Origin of the sequence: Candidatus Methanarcanum hacksteinii (assembly GCF_964305265.1) — an archaeon.
Taxonomy (GTDB): domain Archaea; phylum Thermoplasmatota; class Thermoplasmata; order Methanomassiliicoccales; family Methanomethylophilaceae; genus Methanarcanum; species Methanarcanum hacksteinii.
This window is the reverse complement of sequence record NZ_CAYATA010000002.1, coordinates 591,368-609,352: the sequence shown is the minus strand read 5'-3', so window position 1 is coordinate 609,352 and position 17,985 is coordinate 591,368. Positions and strand designations below refer to the sequence as shown.

Here is a 17,985-nt window from a genome sequence, read left to right as displayed (position 1 = left end):
CCTAAGTTGGAGCGGAAATCCCTGTGAGTCTCAATCGACCTTCATCGAATAGCACAAAACATTCAACGAACCATGTCCGATTAACGACGATGTCGGCCGTCGATACAATAATACTAACCACTATCCGTCAACGGCTCGGAAGGAACTGGGAACTGTAAACTAAACGATTCTTTTAGACATCATTCATTCAGATAGTTTCATAGCCAATAATCATAATTACGAAGGGATAACATGGATGCGAACGTATTCAAACAGATCAATTTCGGTGCTATTGCGGCCGAGACTGAAAAGGAATATTATCCCAAACTGTTACTAAACGGATACATCGATAACCAAGGTTATATCAACAAGATTGTCAAAGGGCCCCATTTCCTCGTTTACGGACAGAAAGGTTCCGGAAAATCCGCTATCGGAGCCAGACTCTTGCTTAAATCCAAAGAAATGGGACATAGTTCAAAACTTTACACACTCGAGAGACTCAATTACAATTCCTTCGGTAAAATCTCCACCAGCAAAGAAGCCCCCGAAGTCAGCAATACCCGTAATTGGGAGATAGTCCTGCATATCGCCATCCTGAATTTCATCTCATCGGATGAGAAGGTAATGAAGTCCAACAAGAAGATAAAAGAACTTATCGACGGACTGATACAGATAGGCGCCATCCCATCCAAAGATATTTTTGAAATCGTGAGCAAGGTGGAGAAGAAGCAGATCGGTGCAAATATAAAGCTGGCCAGCGGAGAAACTTCCACAGAAACCTCATTCCAATACTCTTACGAAAACATGTACAACAATCTAAGAGAAGCGGTCAATTCCATCGAATTACCGAATGACCATTTCATAATCATCGACGGTCTGGATAGTGTTATCACCCACCGTGATAACCAACGCAAAGTATTGTCAGGGTTGCTTCATGCCGCCAATCTCATCAATGATGAATTGCACAGCTACAGGATTCCCCTGAAGATAATAGTGCTGTGTAGGACGGATGTGCTGGATAAACTGAATGATCCCAACAAACAGAAGATTGTGAGTGACCGTGGCATAGAACTTAACTGGTACCAGCACGGCATACCGCTGGCTGAAAATGATCTCATACAGATGATTAACCTCAGGGCAAAAATTGACCTGGAACAGGAAATCGACGTTTTCAAGGAATTCTTCCCCGCAAAAATCGAAAACAAGGATGTCCGTAAATTCCTCCTTGACTACACCAGACACATCCCCAGAGATATGATCGATCTGATGACAAAGATCAGAGATTGCTGCACTGGACCTATCAGTAAAAATACCATAATTGCGGGCATCAACAGATACTCTGCCGATTACTTTTACGGTGAAATCAGAGATGAATTAGTTGGCATCCTGGACGATAAGGTGGTTGACGATTTGTTCTCTATTCTCCAATCCATGAAAACATACAGATTCACATTTAAAGACATGAAGGCGACCATGGATGAGATGGGCATCAAAATGGATCTGGAACAGGCATTGAGCCAGTTATATGATATCGGGGGTATCGGGACGGTCACTAAGAAAGAGAGTAATGATGAATACTCTTTCAAATTCAGGGACAGGTATTCCAAATATTGCTCTACTGATGAGATTGTTATTCACCTTGCATTGCAGAATGCTTTGAAAGCGAGGGGCAAACTGGAGCGTGTTGGCAAAGCCCTCCCCTAATCCTGCAATGGTAAGGTGGTCCGGTATCAGACAAATACGCATTCAAACTTATGAACATGATACAAAAATTGGTAAAAACAGGCCCTCGAAGAAATATGGTGTTTGTTCCTAATCTCCCTGGTCACAATCCTACGTGGCAATAGAGGAAGAAGTTGCCAAACAAAATGCACTCATTCATCAGATTATTATATCTTTTTGGCATATCGGAAACCATGGATGATTCGAACATTATCTCTAACGCTGTCGCCTCCTTGGAGATGGAGAATCTTCATCCTTCCGCATTCGACAGGGAAATTGCGGTCAAATTGATCAAGGGCGAGATCGGGATAAATACTGCCATAGATACGCTGATTAACAGGTACAAGGTCGAATCATGAGTGACGACCCCTACTATGACTTCAATGATCCCACATACTGTTACGAAGGAACTGACGTTCTCCGTAACAGACTGAACATACGTGATGCGGAGAGGCTCTCGGAAGCAGAGACCAGTTTCACGTTCATGAGGATGATGGAACTCGACAAGAACCCTGTAAATGGGAAATTCGATATCGATCATCTCAAAGAAATCCACAGAAGACTGTTCTCGGACATTTATGACTGGGCCGGAGAGTTCCGCACGGTGGAAATCTCGAAGGGCATCCCGTTCTGCATGTGCGCCAACATCCAGGGGTGTCTCGAGAAGCTTCTGTCAGAACTAAGGGCCGAAAATTACCTCCGGGATATCGATGACAGGGAAACCATGGTCAAAAGACTTGCATACTACCTGGCGGAACTCAACGTAATCCATCCGTTCAGAGAGGGCAACGGCCGCGCACAGCGCAAATTCATAGAACAGATTGCCAGAGAAGCAGGATTCGAACTCAATCTCGATGGTATCAATTCCGAAGAAATGGCATATGCCGGAAAAAAATCCATGATATGCGATTACGAACCCATGGAAGCCATAATCAGGAAATCCCTGAGCTACACCATGATGGACGTCATGGACTACGCTTACGGAAAAAAGACCTCGGGCGCAGTGTCCTGGGAAGGGCATGCTAGGGCCATCATGGGCGAACAAATCGAAAGACAATCCAAAAGCGTGTTCAATATCCCACTGGAAAATATTCGGGAACAAAGGGGCTTCAAAACACCGGATTTCATCAATGTAGATTGCGGGGTATGCGTAGAGGTCTTCTCAGGCACATCTAGAGGGCGTGTGACCGATGTTATATCAGGGATCCCCATGGTCACCGTACGCAAAAACACGGCCCTCAACCATCTTATTACAGCCTTGCGTCATGCCAAGGGGAAGTTCAACGATGAATCAGAAAAGTATTTGCGTTCAGCGTATCATGTAAATGGAAGATTGTACAAAATAGCCATGTGCTCCATGGACTTCACAGATTACATACAGGTCTCCCGCGAGGCTATTGTAGGCAAAATGAAGACCGTTAACATATCCGATTATGGTGTCGATGCATTTGTGGTGTATTTCCTCCCTGCCGGCCTATCAGATCATATTTACGGCGGAGACGTATTCGTGTTCTATGAGAACGATATAGATACTACTGTTTTCAAAAACGGGACGGAATTCATTCGGAATCATTGATGTGCCAGGGCGATAGTTTGACTGATGATCAGCCTCTGTATCTCCTTTTGTACCGAAGATATTTGTCAAACGTGCGGTAGTATCTAAACTGAAATTATTAAACATCCAAGAGCTGCAGTCGCTGCCCCTATCATTTTTTTACACAACAAGATGATTGGAATAATTTAATTTCATAACTATTTTTGTAAAATTTTTACAAAATTATGTATGTAATCGATAGTTTTATTTATGCACACCCTTATTTTTGCTTAACAATGAAATGGTGATCGAATGCTTGTTGATTTTTCTGTTGAAAACTTCGGTCCGTTCCGCGACCGCGTGACGCTCAGCTTACAGGCAACCAGCCGCAAGGAACATTTAGACAATGTCATAAAGTGCGAACCGATCAACATCAACCTGCTGTCCTCCGCATTGGTGTTCGGTCCTAACGCCTCGGGAAAATCCCACCTGTTCAAAGCGATCAGAGTACTGCAGCAAATGGTGAAGGATGCTTTCACCGACGATACGATCTACCCCTGGTATGAACCGTTCAAACTGGATCAAAAAAGCATTCATTCCCCCGTCTTCATACAGGTGCGCTTTTACGAAGATGAAGTCCTGTATGATTATTCGATATCATTCTTATCTGACAGGATCGTTTCGGAAAAACTCGTATACTATCCTATGAAACGTGCCAAGACCGTGTTCGAAAGGAAAAACACGACAGAGGATTTCAAAGGAAAGAACAAAAAACTGCTTGCTCTGCTCAATGCCACCACCCCGTTCCTTGTACTCGGCGCGAAATACAATGATGAACTCTGCTCCAAGGTACGCAGGATGATCAACAACATCATAGCACTCGAGTCGCAGAACATAGGTTCCCTTCAGATCCGTTCCTGCAGATTCGTCGAAGATGATGATGCCAAAACGGGCATGATGATCAACGGTCTTCAGAAGGCAGACTTCGGCATCATCGATTATGAGCTCGTAGATTATGCCGTGGATAAAGAAGATGCCAAAAAACACCTGCCTTTGGAAGCATATGAAAAACTGTTCTCGGACAGCGGGAACTCGATAAAGAGTTTCAGAATCGCAGTCAAACACAGGTATGGCAGTGCCTCCGAAGATGCCCCTCTAGAGGCCGTATTCGATATGGATACAGAAGAGTCCGTGGGAACCAGATACATGTTCGGCATCATGGGGCCGCTCGTGGACAGTTTGGTGAACGGCAAGACGCTTCTCATCGATGAATTCGGCTCTCATCTGCACCCCCTTCTCACACGCTGGCTGGTCAAACAGTTCTCGAAAAGGAACAATCCCAACAACGCACAGCTGATAGTGATAACCCACGATGTGGGACTTATCGACACCAGGGACCTTATCAGAAGGGATCAGATATTCTTTACCGATAAAGACAGGAAAGACGGGTCCACCACACTGTATTGTCTTTCGGATTTCAAAGGAACACGCAAGGACGATCAGGTACTGAAAGCTTATCTGATTGGACGTTACGATGCCATCCCGCTAGTCTCGTCGAGGGGGGTCATGGATGTCAAGGACAACTAAATACCGTTCCTCGAAGACCCGCGAAGAAACACCATTGCTCTTCGTAATGGGTGACGGGGAATCCGAATGCAAGTACTTTGACGACCTCAACGGCATGGTGAAAAGGATCAGGATCAGACCGAGAGAGTTGGGCGTGACCGGGTGGCAGAAGATAATCGAAAAATGCGACGGCCATGGCGGGTATTCAAAAGAAGAAGCGCATAAAGGAGTTCGAGCAGGCCGGAATCATGATGAAGACCATCCGCACGATGCAGAACGGGAAGCCCAAGGAGAGCATGTCCTTCAGGTACATCCGTTTCGAGGAGATGGTGGATCAGACCTGGGAGGAGAGCGATTTCTACGATGACCTTGATCATGAGTTCTTCTCTCCTGTGTTCGGTTTCACAGCGGATCCGAGTAAACAATCAAGAAAGGAGCTCAAATTCAGAGGTGCGTTCTTCTGGACCGTACCTGACGAGGATTTCGAGGTCATCAAGAGCGTATGGGAAGACACCAGGCAGGAGGTCGAAAATGATGATTTCGATCATTTCATCGGGATGAAGGATAATCCCATATCTCACATTAGGCCTCATGCCAGGAACAGTCTCGATGTGACTGATTATTACGGGAGAAAAGTCAAGAAGGTATCTTTCTGGCTGAAGGAGACCTATATCGAGGGGATCATAGATAAACATCTCAAATGAGGTCATCAAGGTAGAGGACAACATCCTCTACCGCCTCTTTTCCACCTTTCTTGATGCGGCACTCCCAAATCATGAACACTTTCCAGCCTGCATCCTCCAGCTCTTTCGTCTTTCTCTGATCACGTTCCACATTCCTTTCAAATTTCTGTTGCCAGAATTCTGAATGTGTTTTGGGAGTCGATAGATTGCAGTATGGGCACCAATGCCAGAAACATCCGTTAATGAATATCGCGACCTTCTTTCCCGGGTATGCAATATCAGGTCTTCCCGGAGCCTTCTTCCAATTGAGACGATAACCTGGATGCCCTGCCTCGCGTAGCATTTGTCTGACTGCGAGTTCTGGTTTTGTATTCTTTCCCTTATTCGCCTTCATGACCTTAGTGGTCATTTCACTCGAAGGGGTCTGGATTACGTTTATCCTTAGTGACCATTGATCTCAATTCTTCTTAGTTTTGGCGAAGGCCTCTCTTTCAGCTTTGTCACGAAGGTACTCTTCACGGGCCATCCTTTCAAGTTCTGCAGGATCGTACTGCTCATCCGGGTCGATGTTCTCGAAATATTGATTCTCATAAGTGAGCAGATTGTCGCGTATCTCCTCCTGCTCGAAATCGAATCCATGGTAGGCCTTGGTGACTTTCTTCAGAACAACCTCCCCATCACCTACGATCCAACATACCTCGTCATGACCCTTTATCAGATTCATGAGCTCGGCCAGCTGCGATGGTATCGTGACCCTTCCGTAATCATCATATTTGACATTCTTTCCAATTTGGACCATCCTATCTCCAATAATGTCAAAGATGCCAAAAATATTTAATATATATTTGGCAGTCTTGCCAATAATGAATCAAATTGGCAAAATAGACAATTTTACCGGAGCAGGAGGTTCGCTCCGGCAATCCGGGTCCCTCGGGAATGCGGATCCATCAAAGATACCTCAGATCGAACGCCTGGTGAATATTAGCATACTCGCTACCTTCCTCCGCAACTTCCCTTTGGGGAATCTTACCGAGGAGGAGAAGCACCAGTTCCTGGAATTCCAGGGTTTCTTTATTGGTGTCGAGGCCAAGTGCTTCGATGCTGCAGGGTTCTATTGACAGGAGTGGCAAAGATGGCAAATGGTAATTTCTCAGGTCTGACGTGCATCAAGGAGCACCTCGATGTGACGTACAGGAAGAACAAGAAGGAGACCAAGGACAAGTATGCTGCAGTCCTCTACAACATCAATACCCTGGTCAGAGAGAACGGTTACAGCGACAATCCTCGCGAGTATGATGAGGAGACGATCCAGTTCATCGTCGACTATTGGAACTCCCAGCAACTCGCAGTATCCACGAAGGATTGGATTTTGAAATTGTTAACAAGATGGAATCTAATCCTAAAATCACCCGCACAGAATTAGCTTCTGATCTCGGTGTGGATGAAAGCACCATCTCGAACCACATATCTTCGTTGATAGCAGATGGCTACATCGCTCGTGAAGGGAGTAAGAAGACTGGGGTTTGGGTTATTCTTCGTAAATAACGCCAAAGTTTATTGTCCGATTTATTGTCCGATTTATTGTCCGATTGCATTGCCCTTGTGGCTTACTGTGATCCTTTCGTTTCGCCACAAAAAGCTCGAAACCCTAGCAAAAACGAGGAAGTTGAGATATATCTATATCCGCACGCGAGGTGTGTTTTGGTGGTGGAATTTTTCATTCCACCGTTTTAACACGTTTGTAACGGTCTATGTTCTTCTCTGATTTGTCGACAGACCAGGACAACCCATACTCCTCCACTTTCCTTCTGAGAGTGGTAACGGGGATGCCGAACACTCTTGAGATCGATTCACGATCAGCCCCTTGACTTTATCCTCGAAGCTGCGAACAGAAGAGTTTCCTCGATCCCACGGATTTTTCCTTCTCTGTATCTTTCATATCGCGATAGAAGCTCCGATGGCATCGACCATCTCGAAGCTGGAGACGTCACTGGTAGCAGAGATAAAGACCTTGAAGTCGAATCCGTCACCTACCGAGAACTCCGCCGAGGCCTTGTGGTCGTAACAATACTCTCCTTCCTTCAGCTTCTCCGGCGGAGACTTGTTTAAAATTTTCCACAAAAATTTGACGTGTACCACTTTACGCGCACACGAAGCAAGCATTTCCAACCATGAAAATAGAGCTAATTACGGACCGCATTTCGGACAGCATGTTCCTGAGAGGAACGGAAAGAAACCGCTGATCAGAAACCCCGTCAAAGGAGGTGTTCCGGTATGAATTCCTCCGAAGCAACTGTACTACTGATAGCCTTCGGCACGGCATAAACCTTTCAAAATAAGTGGAGACAAAAATTTACTGCGTCATTTACTATATCAAGTATTGTCCGTTTTATTGTCCAATGATTCGAGCACCATCCATATTTAAAGCGATATACTGCCGCCTATGACAATCGTACTTTCAGACGAATTACGATTCGATGGCCTCTTCAAAAATCAACATCGGGCAGTATACGAAGAGACTCTCTATGAGATATTCTGGTTGAAACGGAATGCCTTCATTTTCCATCAGCATCATTTGGATTGTTATCCGATCGCCTCATTTGCAGGTTTCATTCTAATCACCAACAACTGAACCCATCCTCTCCTTGAACGGGATCAACTGCTAACGCATCACCCTTACAATCATTTCCTGCCAAGGAAACCAGTCATGTATATGGGGATGTTCAGGATACCGTCGACCATTCCGATGTTCTTGGTCGATATCATCATCGGGACATCGATGTCTCTGCCATGCTTCTCGATGAACTTGTCCATGGATCTGTGTGGTTTGATCTTGGAGGATTTCACCTCTATCGGGATTATCTTCTTGCCGGACGGGATGATGAAATCTATCTCATAGTAATGTTTGCCGTCCTCTTTCGGGAATGTGTGATAGAACGCTTTGTATCCTGCGGCGACTAGTGCTTGTGCAACTGCGTTCTCGAACACATATCCCAGATTTGCAGGCAGTTTTCCCGATACCAGGTGCTCGTAGATGATGTTGTCCGATGTCCCTTTGTCCATGAAGCACAAAGTGACGAACAATCCTGTGTCCTCCAGATACATTTTGAAGAAGTCTGGATCCAAGGTCATGCTCATGCCGACACGTGGGTCGTTAACATGATAACTTACTACGACGGTCTTCGAATCCTCCAGTTCGGCGAACAACTCTTTTTCCCTGTTAGAGCCCACATCTTCGTCGATATATGTGGTCCTGTAACGCATCGTTTCCCTGGACAGTTCAGAGGGTATATTGGCGAAGTACCTCCCCATCATGCCACTGCTGTCGATCTTCCTGAAATCATCCATATACAGCTTTATTATGTTCCTCTTGACCTTGTCTATCTCCTGATAACTCTTCCTGTTTACGAAGGCCTCCACCGCCTGCGGCATTCCGCCGACCGCAATGTATTCCATATAACGCTTCATCATCACGGAATGAGTAAAACCATCGAGACCTTTCCTGTTCCTGAATACGTCCTCCAGCAGCTCAAATGTATTGTCCCCATTCGCCCAGAGGAATTCTTCGAAGTCCATCGGGTGCAGAGTAAACGACTCCTCTTCGCTCGGGATGACTATGTTCTCCACGTTCCTCTTGATGGATATCAGCGAACCGGTCTCAATGTAATCGTATCTACCGTCCTGGACCAGGGCCTTGATGGATTCCCTTGCACGGGGAAATCTCTGGACCTCGTCGAAGATCACCAATGTATCTCTTTCCTTGAACGTCCTCTTGGTATGGAGCTGTAATCCCCTTACGAGCGCATCGATGTCTTCCAGATCATCGAACAGAGCTTTCACTCTCTGCGATGCCTTGGAAAAATCGATCATTACACACACAGAATACTCACTATCACCGAAGCTCTTCGCCAAGGTGGATTTGCCGACCCTTCTCGAACCCTCGATTAGCATTGCAGTAGAACCTTTGGACCTCTCCTTCCATTCCCTAAGAGTATCGTATGCTTTGCGCCTGAAGATATTAACTACGTCGGCCATATTATCCAGATGGTCTTGTGTGATTTAGGTCTTTCTATTTTCCCGTTTTTCAAAATGGTCTAAATTGGCATTTTCCCGTTTTCAAAAATAGCTTAAAACGAGATTTTCCCGTTTTTTAAAATGGTCTAGAACCCTCTTGCAGATTAAGGGTGGAAGACGAAATACCAAATTCTTAGTTGGGAAGTGAATCCTGCAACGATTTTGACCTTTGAGAGGTACAACAAGACCGCTGAAAAAATAAAGAAGTGCGAGCCAAATCTCAGTTTGCTACAGGAAAATGGCCGCATGGCTGTAAACAGAATGAGAGTAGTTAACGGTAGTACTGAACATGAACACATAAGGACGTGTCTGGACGGGATTCCTGCATCCGCATGGTCCGAACTTGAAAACGTATTCCTGGTCAGTATGCTGGATTCTACCGTGACAAGCTCATCTGGTATCTGTCTTCACTGATAATCTGTTCCGCAATCATCTGGTTCCTGCTGAGGAGATTCGATTCCAACTTCTCCAAGTATGCGGCACCGATCATAACGGTCGTGATGCTGATAGTCATATTCGTCGAGTCGAATACCATCAGCACGCCCAACCACTTCGTCTACGGGGTAGTGAAGAAGGGATTGCTCAGGGACTCGAATAACTCCGAATGGAGACTCAGGCAACTGACTTCCGAACAGGAGAAAGTGTTCATCGAACTTGGATTGATAGAACGTCCTGTAGTCGAGAAGAAACGCAAAGGAAGGCCTCAAGGCAACAAAAACAGGCCTAAAGTGCAATGAATTCGGAAATCGTTATTGTATATAATTTGATATTCATGAACTAAGGGATTGTCATTTTTCTATGAAAAAGAAACTAAGGGATTGTATAAATAAGCCGTCTCCAAGTACGTAGAGGCGCACGACATAGCAGACGTTGAAACGGTCAAGAAGGTCATTCTGGATCTATATAGAGACGACATGTCCAAGATCGTTGATTCTGCGGGAATGAAAGCCAAAACGACATTCGAGGAGATGCCGTCGATGCTGTCCGCCCATAGGAAGAACTTCCGTCCTAGGATGATAAAGAAGAACAGCCGTCAGACTTATTTTGCATCCGGTGTCGAGTGGCTCGTTTCGGCAAGGATCTGTGAGAGATGCAAAGCAACGACGGACCCGTATATAACGAGCAATTTGAACAACGATGAACCGTTCAGATGTCTAATCTGATAAGGGAAGCAAAATCCAAAAACCTGATTAAAACAATTGATGAGAACACCTCAACGCGTATGTTCAGATATGTTCCGTTTTGGGCTTGATTTGGAGTGCTTAATGGGTGCTTAATCCCTAATTTTCGGGTTTGTATGGCTACACCATGGCAGGATGATCTTCCATGACCGTCTTAGAGGGTGAAATGAGGCGGGAATATCCGGGACTCACTATGATCATGAGGGTTCAAGTGTTCTCATCATACCGGAAACGGTCAATCCGAAGACATTTCTACCTTTGCAACGAGCTACCCACTGTTTTTCAGAAAGAGACAAAAATGTTGGGAATAAAAAAAACAATCTATTTTTGAAGGATCGACAGTCTTTCTTCAATTCTTGTCTAACAGCCAATCGACCAGGTTGACGATCTTGATACCATCATCGCTACCCAATCCAAACTTGTCCAATGTGAGTATGGTCTTCGGACAGTTGTCCTTAATCGCCTTGAACGGGCGTGACTCTCTTTTGTAAGTGTCGTCAGACAGCATGGTCTCGCAAATCTGATAGTATTCCACACCATCCGGACCTATCGCGGTGAAGTCAACCTCCCAGTCACGGTAGCTCCCTATCCTCACTTCGTATCCTCTGCGGAGGAGCTCCATGAACACGACGTTCTCCAGCGGTTTGCTGATGTCCCTGGCCAGACCGAGGCCGATGATCACATTCCTCATTCCCAGATCGGATGCATAGAACTTGCCGTTGGTCTTCAGGATCTTCTTCCCGACGATATCGTATTTCTCCGCATAGTAGAACAGGAAGGCCTTTGACATCTCTTCGACATATTTCGATACCGTGGGGTTGCTTATCCCCGTTTCAGTGGCGATGTTGTCGATGTTCGTGATATTGCCTATGTTGGAGTAGAGGAATTTCGCTATGGCAGTTATCTTGGAAACGTCATCCGTCTTGAGTCTGTATAGTACATCCTTCACAAGTACGGTATTGAATATCCCCTCAAGCAACCCCTCGATGAATGTCCTATCTGAATCGGGATTCACGACGGGCAGCCCCCCGTACCTAAGATAATCCCTGAAACGACTGTCCTTGTCATCGCTAGGATGCAGCTCCAGGTATTCGCTGAAGGACAGAGGCAGAACCTTCACCTCAGTGTATCTTCCGGAGATATGAGTGGACAGTTCCGAAGACAGCATCTTCGAATTGGAACCAGTTATGTACACGTCACAGTTGGGCATGATCTGAAGTGCAGATACGGACATTTCCCAGTCATTCACATTCTGTATCTCATCCAGGAATACGTAGCACTGCCCTTCTTTGGGGATGTTGTCAAGGATCCATTTGTTGAGGATGGTCCTGTCATTAATGTATTGATATTCCGCCATCTCGAAATTGATCAAGAATATCCTGTCATCAGAGACCCCAGCAGCTTTCAGCTTTTCGATGAACTGGTTCATGAGAGTCGATTTACCGGAACGCCTCATTCCAGTGATGACTTTGACAACAGTGTTCTCATCCTTTCCCGCTTCCAGAAGGGAGAGATAGTCTTTTCTCAGGACCTGCATAGATGAACAATGTTGTTGTGATATTTATTAATTGCACTTTAAAAATTTTCATTTTATTAAAAAAATTTAATTACGTTTAATTTTTCATACAAATTATATTGCCATATGGGCGAGAGCATGCGCGTAGCGCCATCATAAGACCCAAAAATGGTGCGAATCTCGTAAATCCTCTACGAAACCCCTTAGCAATATTGTGAGAAGCCGTGACAGAGGGTACATCTTTCACAGGAGATATCAGAAGGCCGCCCGATTAAAACAAGAGCTCGTGCATACAGATGTTGCAAAACCAATCCGAATCGCACGAGCGATAACAACAACTGAAATCAAGGATATAATCCTGTTCGATATCGGATCCGTGCTCTTCGGACTATTTTTGCAGAGAAAGGAGAGCACGAGATGAAAATAGCTATCGGAATGGATCTACACAAATCCAAAGCAGTATGTTTCGCCAGTTATGCTGGCGATGGTGAACCGAATGAGAAGAACGTCGTATTCCTTGAGAGATTCAATGAGGGATTCCATTCTCAGGCGTCCACACCTGAGGCAATGGCAACATTGGCCACGGCCCTCCGTGGCCATGAGGCGTGGTTCCTGATCGAGAATTCCACGAAGACGTTCGAAACATATTGGGTGTTGACGAACATGGGATGTAACGTCGTCGTTGCTCAGGCACAGGACCTGTACATCTAACTTTGACAGGATAACTCGATTTTGTGGTTTGATGCAAAATCCATATTAAGTACATCGGAACGGTAACCACAGTGCCATTGATGCCATAATCTTTGCTGGAGATCACTATCGCCCTGGCAGGAGAGTATCTATCTATGTACTCCTTGAGACTAGTCGCACGATACTTCTCCTTACTCTTAACCTCGACGGGAATTATGCCCGAATCGGTCGTGAGGAGAAAATCTACCTCTGCCTGATTGCCCGAACCCCAGTATCCCTCTCCCGCATGGCCGTAAGCTGTGAGTTCACACATGATATAATTCTCCATCATTCCGCCCTTGAAGAGTGGATCCAATCTATCTTCCATGATATGAGCCGCAGAGACACCTGCCTTATACCTCAGAATACCGACGTCCATCATATAAATCTTGAACAAATTATTCGACAGGAATGATGATAAGGGAATACCTATCCTCTCCGCCTTCGACACCTTGTACACCATTCCAGCATCGGAGAGCCATTGGAGGGAATCCTCCAGGTCCTTGGATCTCGCCCCCTTGACCGCATGTCCGAAAAAGAATCTTTTGTTCTCCGTCGCCAGCTGCGACGGAATAGAATCCCATATCAGGTTCACCTTCTTGATATCCTTATCTGGTACGTGCTTCAGAAAATCCAATTTGTACGATTCAGATATCTCCTTCAGTATCCTGTCCACCTCAGCCATGCTACGCGTTCCCACCCATTTGGATACCGCTTCTGGCATACCTCCGACAGCCAGATATTCCAGGTTGAGGGTCTTCAGCATCCCGCTGGAGATGTCATCCGGCTCACCAGGCCCCATGATGTGTTCATAGAGCCTTCTGTTGGATGCCTTTACGAATTCCCTGAAGCTCATCGGATAGAGGTTCTTGAATGATACTTTCCCTACAGGGAAGGATCCTTTTCCTTGCAATCCGAGGAGCGAGCCTGCACAAATGATATGATACTCGGGTGCTAACTCCGCGAATGACTTCAAGGATGTTATCGCACGTTCACATTCTTGGATCTCGTCAAATATGAGAAGAGTGTCTGTTTCAACATCCATATCCAAATGGATAGATATGGCTGTAATGAGCCTCTTCGGGTCTAAATCCCCATCGAAAAGCCTGCACAAACTCTCATTCCCTTCGAATTTAAGATAAGCCACTGCGGAATAGTTCTCCTCTCCAAATTTTTTCATCAGATAGGTCTTCCCGCATTGTCTCACCCCACGGATGATCAGGGGTTTGCGATCATCAGAATCCTTCCATTCCAAAAGTTCAGTATAAAGATCCCTATCCATGGGAAGTAGATTAATTACATAGGTAAAATAGTTTTTTATCTGCAAAATATACACGTAATATTTGTATAAATTTCGCATTTTGGATACCATAATTATAATCTAAACTCCAACATCTTCTCTTAGATTAACTTTAAAACGACCTGAATAACGTCGATCACTTCTAATCGGGTGGAAGTGCTGAAGGCATCAACGTCATATTGAATACTAATGCGTATTTACGCACTAGTGTTCAAATCAATTCCTTGTCCATCATGAAATCGATCACATTGATGTGTAAGACACCATTCCCATCGAACCATCTGTTGCCAACATCGTTCCTGACCACGATCTTCCTGAACGAGTCTCCAGTGTGTTTGAACTGATCCACCTCGGAATGCAACTTCACATCATCTGGAATTGCGAATGCAGATTGGATGTAGACCTTTTCTTCATATCTGTTCGCTATGAAGTCGATCTCCTTCGGTATACGGATCGATCTCCCCTCAGAATCCTTAGCGTTCAATGTGACTACACCGACATCAACCGAATAACCGCGTATGCGCAATTCATTGTATATCGCATTCTCCATCAGATGAGTCAGCTCCTGCTGTCTAAAATTAAGGCGAGCGTTACGAAGGCCTAAGTCCTCACAGTAATATTTCTGCGGATATGAGAAGTACCTCTTCCCTTTGACATCATAACGCTGTGATTCGGAAAAAAGGAATGCATCCTTCAGATAATCGATGTATGTCCTCACTGTCCCTTCGCTGACATTCTTGAAATGAGATGCGATCTGCCTAGGATTGGATAATGAACCGATGTTAGAACTGATGAAATCAATTATTCCTTCAAGCACTTCAGGATGTTCGATGTTGTGCCTTTCTCTGATATCTCTTATGTAGGTCTCAGTGAACAGTCTTTTGAGATAATCCGCTTTTTCCCTATCTGAATTCAAGGACAGGATGCGAGGCATACCACCAAATGTGAGGAAATCACGATATGCGATTTGCTTATCCCCGCCTTTGGCTGAAAAATACTCGAAGAATGATAGCGGATGTATGCGAACCTCATCGCCACGATCACGGAATTGGGTGAGGACATCGGAGCTAAGCATTTTGGAATTACTTCCAGTAACATACAGGTCCAGATATCCAGTATTGAGGAGGCTATTGAGAGTTTCGTAAAAAGTTATGTCCTCTCCGCCTTCGATGTGCGGATTCTTGATCTTAGACACCATCTGTATCTCGTCGATGAATACGTATCTTCTCCTTCCATCTAAGGTGCGTGATCTCACATATTCATACAATGATATTGGATCCCTTAGAGAAACAGCATCTATCTCATCGAGCCTTATCTCTATTATATCTCCAGGATCGATCCCTTCTGACAAAAGACGATCCTTGAATAGATTAAACAGGAGGTATGATTTTCCGCATCTTCTGATGCCAGTGATGATCTTTACCATCCCATTCCATCTGCGTGAATCCAATTCATTCAGGTATTGATCCCTTGCTATCTCCATATCGATATGATGGAAGAATTGAAAAGATATAATTGTATTGAATACTAATGCGTATTTACGCACTAGTGTTCAATATACCTATAGAAGATCGAATGCCGCGTGATCAAACAGTTGAATACATTCGATGATCCGTTTAGAATCATTAAATTTGAAATGAAACGTAAATCCGGCCCCAAATGGGGCCAAGATGTCATCGAATGTGTTTGAACGGATTCAATGTCTATTCTCGTCTTCAGAGACTGTATACTTCTTATCCATGGTGAATGAGATCACCAAAGCAACAATGTAGATCAGTCCTCCGAACAGGAATGCGGCACATACTGAAGTCCCGAAGATCTCAACGATCGTCTCGGCAAGAGTGGCCTGTCCCGGAATGTCGAATCCGGGGACATACCTCAAAGCGATGAGTCCTGTACCATTGAAATTGAATATATCGTTCACAAAGGAATAGGTGCTGTCAGCGAATTTGGAATTCATCTGACTTGCGATGATCAGTGAATAACACGCAGTTCCAACGGTCGACCCCACGTTCCTCATAAGACTAACGGCCGATGTCGTCATCCCCATGTTCTCGATCGATGTGTGATTCTGGACCGAGATCATCACGGTGGAGTTTACACAACCGAGTCCTAATCCGAATATGAACAGATATACGAACAAGAGCATCTTGTTCGGATCTGAACCCATGGTGTACATCAACAGGAGGGCAGCCATAATGAGTGTCGAACCTGCTACGATCCATCCTCTGTATCCGGTCTTATTGACCAACATCCCGCTCCCCATGGATGTGATCATCATTCCAACGACCATTGGCAGAAGATAGAATCCGCATTCCATCGTTCCGATGTCGAACATCTGCTGCATGTACATCGCGATGAATGTCAGTGTACCGATCATGGCAAGTCCCATGATGAACATGTAGGTCGATGCTTTCACGAACGTCGGACTATGGACCAACTTAGGTGCAAGAACGGGGTCCTCGACCCTCCTCTCAATCGAAACGAACAATATCGATAGGATGATTCCAATGATGATCATTCCGATGGATCTTGCGCTGATGAATTCCATCTCTCCGCTGATCCACTGGAAGTACAACAGAACATCAAGGATTATCAGTGTGAGGACGGTGATTCCAGCATAATCGATCTTCTTTGAAGTATCTGCTTTACGCTCAGGGAATTTCTTGACTGTGAATAGGATGCACACCAAGATTATCGGGATGTTGATGAAGAACACCCAATGCCAATTGATGTACTCGCACAAGGCACCTCCCACAAGAGGTCCGATACCGCTTCCGACCCCGAACACGGCACCAAGAGCACCTTGGACCTTTCCGCGATCCTCGGGTGAATAGAAATCCGCTACAGAGGCCATCGCAACAGGCATGAGGATTCCTCCTCCGAGTCCCTGCACCCCACGGCATATGATGAACATCAGCATCGAATTCGATAGTCCCGCGAATATTGAACCTGCAGCGAAAAGAATGAGTCCGATCAAGAACAATGGTTTCCTTCCATAACGATCGGACATCTTACCTGCGATGGGGACCATTGCCGATTCACATAGCAGATATGTCGTGATCATCCACGAATAGAGTTCTTCGCCACCAAGGTCTTTGCTGATAACATTCGCACACGTTCCGACGATGGTTCCGTCCATGCATGCCACAAGCATACCTAGGGCTAGTCCGACCATCGCTAACTTCCTGACCTGGGGGCTTATGTTCTCATAGGTCAGTCTATCCGTCATATGAATGAGCGGTTACAATATTCTTGGTATATGCTACTTATCTGGTAACTGATGTATTATTGTGAATGCTTGCATCCTTCTGTCAAAACAAACTATCAGAATTCATCATATTTCCTGTTGGAACTCTTGCTCTTATCGATCGGATACCTCTTGCGATTCTTATCTATCTTCTGAGAGAGTGCTTCATAGAGATCGATCCCATTCATCTGAGCGAATCTCAGTACGAAATAGAACACGTCAGCAAGTTCGTCCTTGATGTCCTCTGATCTTGAAGGATCTGACATCATCTCCATACACTGCTCATTGGTCCTGAATCTGAATAGTTCAAGCAATTCGACCGATTCTGTGGCCATGCCTATCGCAAGATCCTTCGGATTATGGAATTGATCCCAATCCCTCTCCTCACAGAACTCTTTCACGAGCTCCATAGCATCATTGATCGTGCGTGCATCATTCGTCATTTCTTTGC

Annotated in this window: 20 protein-coding genes; 11 read left to right on the top strand and 9 right to left on the bottom strand. The window is 45.2% G+C overall.

Going from position 1 to position 17,985, the window contains the following annotated elements; translation table 11 throughout:
• Positions 1–231 precede the first annotated feature (231 nt).
• From ACI2NF_RS03990 to ACI2NF_RS03970, 5 genes are all read left to right on the top strand, one after another.
• The gene (locus ACI2NF_RS03990; RefSeq protein WP_400211106.1) at positions 232–1,683 is read left to right on the top strand and encodes a P-loop ATPase, Sll1717 family; all 1,452 of its coding nucleotides are present in this window, start codon (positions 232–234) and stop codon (positions 1,681–1,683) included.
• A gap of 212 nt (positions 1,684–1,895) precedes the next feature.
• On the top strand, positions 1,896–2,060 hold the full coding sequence (locus ACI2NF_RS03985) for an antitoxin VbhA family protein (protein WP_400211105.1): 165 nt from the start codon (positions 1,896–1,898) through the stop codon (positions 2,058–2,060).
• Complete coding sequence (locus ACI2NF_RS03980) at positions 2,057–3,277, top strand: Fic/DOC family protein (protein WP_400211104.1); 1,221 nt, start codon at positions 2,057–2,059, stop codon at positions 3,275–3,277. The genes ACI2NF_RS03985 and ACI2NF_RS03980 overlap by 4 nt, the downstream gene beginning before the upstream one ends.
• Positions 3,278–3,547: 270 nt before the next feature.
• The gene (locus tag ACI2NF_RS03975) at positions 3,548–4,822 is read left to right on the top strand and encodes an ATP/GTP-binding protein (protein WP_400211103.1); all 1,275 of its coding nucleotides are present in this window, start codon (positions 3,548–3,550) and stop codon (positions 4,820–4,822) included.
• Between the two features lie 173 nt (positions 4,823–4,995).
• Positions 4,996–5,505 carry a MutH/Sau3AI family endonuclease gene (locus tag ACI2NF_RS03970; protein ID WP_400211102.1) on the top strand — a complete coding sequence of 170 codons (510 nt, stop codon included), beginning with the start codon at positions 4,996–4,998 and terminating at the stop codon, positions 5,503–5,505.
• On the opposite strand, the gene ACI2NF_RS03965 is transcribed toward ACI2NF_RS03970, so the two are convergent.
• Positions 5,498–5,893, bottom strand: a complete 396-nt coding sequence (locus ACI2NF_RS03965; protein WP_400211101.1) for a very short patch repair endonuclease — start codon at positions 5,891–5,893, stop codon at positions 5,498–5,500. The two genes, ACI2NF_RS03970 and ACI2NF_RS03965, sit on opposite strands and share 8 nt — an antisense overlap.
• 48 nt (positions 5,894–5,941) lie before the next feature.
• Positions 5,942–6,283, bottom strand: a complete 342-nt coding sequence (locus ACI2NF_RS03960) for a hypothetical protein (protein ID WP_400211100.1) — start codon at positions 6,281–6,283, stop codon at positions 5,942–5,944.
• A gap of 64 nt (positions 6,284–6,347) precedes the next feature.
• Between ACI2NF_RS03960 and ACI2NF_RS03955 the strand changes: the two genes are divergently transcribed.
• Genes ACI2NF_RS03955 through ACI2NF_RS03945 form a run of 3 tightly spaced genes read left to right on the top strand, consistent with a single transcriptional unit; the run spans position 6,348 to position 7,029 of the window.
• Positions 6,348–6,602 (top strand): hypothetical protein, encoded by a 255-nt coding sequence (locus ACI2NF_RS03955; protein ID WP_400211099.1) that lies wholly within the window; start codon positions 6,348–6,350, stop codon positions 6,600–6,602.
• Positions 6,603–6,616: 14 nt separating this feature from the next.
• Positions 6,617–6,907: a hypothetical protein gene (locus ACI2NF_RS03950; RefSeq protein ID WP_400206622.1), complete on the top strand. Its 291-nt coding sequence runs from the start codon at positions 6,617–6,619 to the stop codon at positions 6,905–6,907.
• Positions 6,871–7,029 carry a winged helix-turn-helix transcriptional regulator gene (locus tag ACI2NF_RS03945; protein ID WP_400211098.1) on the top strand — a complete coding sequence of 53 codons (159 nt, stop codon included), beginning with the start codon at positions 6,871–6,873 and terminating at the stop codon, positions 7,027–7,029. The genes ACI2NF_RS03950 and ACI2NF_RS03945 overlap by 37 nt, the downstream gene beginning before the upstream one ends.
• A 390-nt stretch (positions 7,030–7,419) precedes the next feature.
• Here ACI2NF_RS03945 and ACI2NF_RS03940 read toward each other — a convergent pair whose 3' ends face one another.
• Together ACI2NF_RS03940 and ACI2NF_RS03935 are read right to left on the bottom strand one after the other, a co-directional pair.
• Positions 7,420–7,605, bottom strand: coding sequence for a hypothetical protein (locus ACI2NF_RS03940; RefSeq protein WP_400149138.1), 186 nt, complete (start codon positions 7,603–7,605; stop codon positions 7,420–7,422).
• A 561-nt stretch (positions 7,606–8,166) separates the two neighbouring features.
• Positions 8,167–9,519: an ATP-binding protein gene (locus ACI2NF_RS03935; protein WP_400209739.1), complete on the bottom strand. Its 1,353-nt coding sequence runs from the start codon at positions 9,517–9,519 to the stop codon at positions 8,167–8,169.
• A 285-nt stretch (positions 9,520–9,804) separates the two neighbouring features.
• Here ACI2NF_RS03935 and ACI2NF_RS03930 point away from each other — a divergent pair, with 285 nt between their 5' ends.
• From ACI2NF_RS03930 to ACI2NF_RS03920, 3 genes are all read left to right on the top strand, one after another.
• Complete coding sequence (locus ACI2NF_RS03930; protein WP_400149134.1) at positions 9,805–9,972, top strand: hypothetical protein; 168 nt, start codon at positions 9,805–9,807, stop codon at positions 9,970–9,972.
• Between the two features lie 86 nt (positions 9,973–10,058).
• On the top strand, positions 10,059–10,295 hold the full coding sequence (locus tag ACI2NF_RS03925; protein ID WP_400211097.1) for a hypothetical protein: 237 nt from the start codon (positions 10,059–10,061) through the stop codon (positions 10,293–10,295).
• A gap of 177 nt (positions 10,296–10,472) precedes the next feature.
• Positions 10,473–10,721 (top strand): hypothetical protein, encoded by a 249-nt coding sequence (locus tag ACI2NF_RS03920; RefSeq protein ID WP_400150814.1) that lies wholly within the window; start codon positions 10,473–10,475, stop codon positions 10,719–10,721.
• A gap of 367 nt (positions 10,722–11,088) precedes the next feature.
• Here the strand turns inward: ACI2NF_RS03920 and ACI2NF_RS03915 are convergent, their stop codons facing one another.
• The 5 genes from ACI2NF_RS03915 to ACI2NF_RS03895 form a co-directional block, all read right to left on the bottom strand.
• Positions 11,089–12,276: an ATP-binding protein gene (locus ACI2NF_RS03915; RefSeq protein ID WP_400146869.1), complete on the bottom strand. Its 1,188-nt coding sequence runs from the start codon at positions 12,274–12,276 to the stop codon at positions 11,089–11,091.
• Between the two features lie 505 nt (positions 12,277–12,781).
• The gene (locus ACI2NF_RS03910; RefSeq protein WP_400152668.1) at positions 12,782–14,266 is read right to left on the bottom strand and encodes an ATP-binding protein; all 1,485 of its coding nucleotides are present in this window, start codon (positions 14,264–14,266) and stop codon (positions 12,782–12,784) included.
• A 229-nt stretch (positions 14,267–14,495) separates the two neighbouring features.
• Positions 14,496–15,767, bottom strand: coding sequence for an ATP-binding protein (locus ACI2NF_RS03905; protein ID WP_400148239.1), 1,272 nt, complete (start codon positions 15,765–15,767; stop codon positions 14,496–14,498).
• A gap of 213 nt (positions 15,768–15,980) precedes the next feature.
• Positions 15,981–17,516: an MDR family MFS transporter gene (locus ACI2NF_RS03900; protein ID WP_400153128.1), complete on the bottom strand. Its 1,536-nt coding sequence runs from the start codon at positions 17,514–17,516 to the stop codon at positions 15,981–15,983.
• A 95-nt stretch (positions 17,517–17,611) separates the two neighbouring features.
• Positions 17,612–17,977 carry a nucleotide pyrophosphohydrolase gene (locus ACI2NF_RS03895; RefSeq protein ID WP_400211096.1) on the bottom strand — a complete coding sequence of 122 codons (366 nt, stop codon included), beginning with the start codon at positions 17,975–17,977 and terminating at the stop codon, positions 17,612–17,614.
• Positions 17,978–17,985 lie beyond the last annotated feature (8 nt).

Coding starts and splice junctions, on each gene's coding strand:
- ACI2NF_RS03985 (WP_400211105.1), top strand. CDS start 1,896: ATGGATGATTCGAACATTATCTCTAACGCTGTCGCCTCCTTGGAGATG.
- ACI2NF_RS03900 (WP_400153128.1), bottom strand. CDS start 17,516: ATGACGGATAGACTGACCTATGAGAACATAAGCCCCCAGGTCAGGAAG.
- ACI2NF_RS03930 (WP_400149134.1), top strand. CDS start 9,805: ATGGCTGTAAACAGAATGAGAGTAGTTAACGGTAGTACTGAACATGAA.
- ACI2NF_RS03990 (WP_400211106.1), top strand. CDS start 232: ATGGATGCGAACGTATTCAAACAGATCAATTTCGGTGCTATTGCGGCC.
- ACI2NF_RS03910 (WP_400152668.1), bottom strand. CDS start 14,266: ATGGATAGGGATCTTTATACTGAACTTTTGGAATGGAAGGATTCTGAT.
- ACI2NF_RS03925 (WP_400211097.1), top strand. CDS start 10,059: ATGCTGATAGTCATATTCGTCGAGTCGAATACCATCAGCACGCCCAAC.
- ACI2NF_RS03915 (WP_400146869.1), bottom strand. CDS start 12,276: ATGCAGGTCCTGAGAAAAGACTATCTCTCCCTTCTGGAAGCGGGAAAG.
- ACI2NF_RS03975 (WP_400211103.1), top strand. CDS start 3,548: ATGCTTGTTGATTTTTCTGTTGAAAACTTCGGTCCGTTCCGCGACCGC.
- ACI2NF_RS03970 (WP_400211102.1), top strand. CDS start 4,996: ATGGCGGGTATTCAAAAGAAGAAGCGCATAAAGGAGTTCGAGCAGGCC.
- ACI2NF_RS03980 (WP_400211104.1), top strand. CDS start 2,057: ATGAGTGACGACCCCTACTATGACTTCAATGATCCCACATACTGTTAC.
- ACI2NF_RS03955 (WP_400211099.1), top strand. CDS start 6,348: ATGAATCAAATTGGCAAAATAGACAATTTTACCGGAGCAGGAGGTTCG.
- ACI2NF_RS03935 (WP_400209739.1), bottom strand. CDS start 9,519: ATGGCCGACGTAGTTAATATCTTCAGGCGCAAAGCATACGATACTCTT.
- ACI2NF_RS03920 (WP_400150814.1), top strand. CDS start 10,473: ATGTCCAAGATCGTTGATTCTGCGGGAATGAAAGCCAAAACGACATTC.
- ACI2NF_RS03895 (WP_400211096.1), bottom strand. CDS start 17,977: ATGACGAATGATGCACGCACGATCAATGATGCTATGGAGCTCGTGAAA.
- ACI2NF_RS03950 (WP_400206622.1), top strand. CDS start 6,617: ATGGCAAATGGTAATTTCTCAGGTCTGACGTGCATCAAGGAGCACCTC.
- ACI2NF_RS03905 (WP_400148239.1), bottom strand. CDS start 15,767: ATGGAGATAGCAAGGGATCAATACCTGAATGAATTGGATTCACGCAGA.
- ACI2NF_RS03960 (WP_400211100.1), bottom strand. CDS start 6,283: ATGGTCCAAATTGGAAAGAATGTCAAATATGATGATTACGGAAGGGTC.
- ACI2NF_RS03965 (WP_400211101.1), bottom strand. CDS start 5,893: ATGACCACTAAGGTCATGAAGGCGAATAAGGGAAAGAATACAAAACCA.
- ACI2NF_RS03945 (WP_400211098.1), top strand. CDS start 6,871: ATGGAATCTAATCCTAAAATCACCCGCACAGAATTAGCTTCTGATCTC.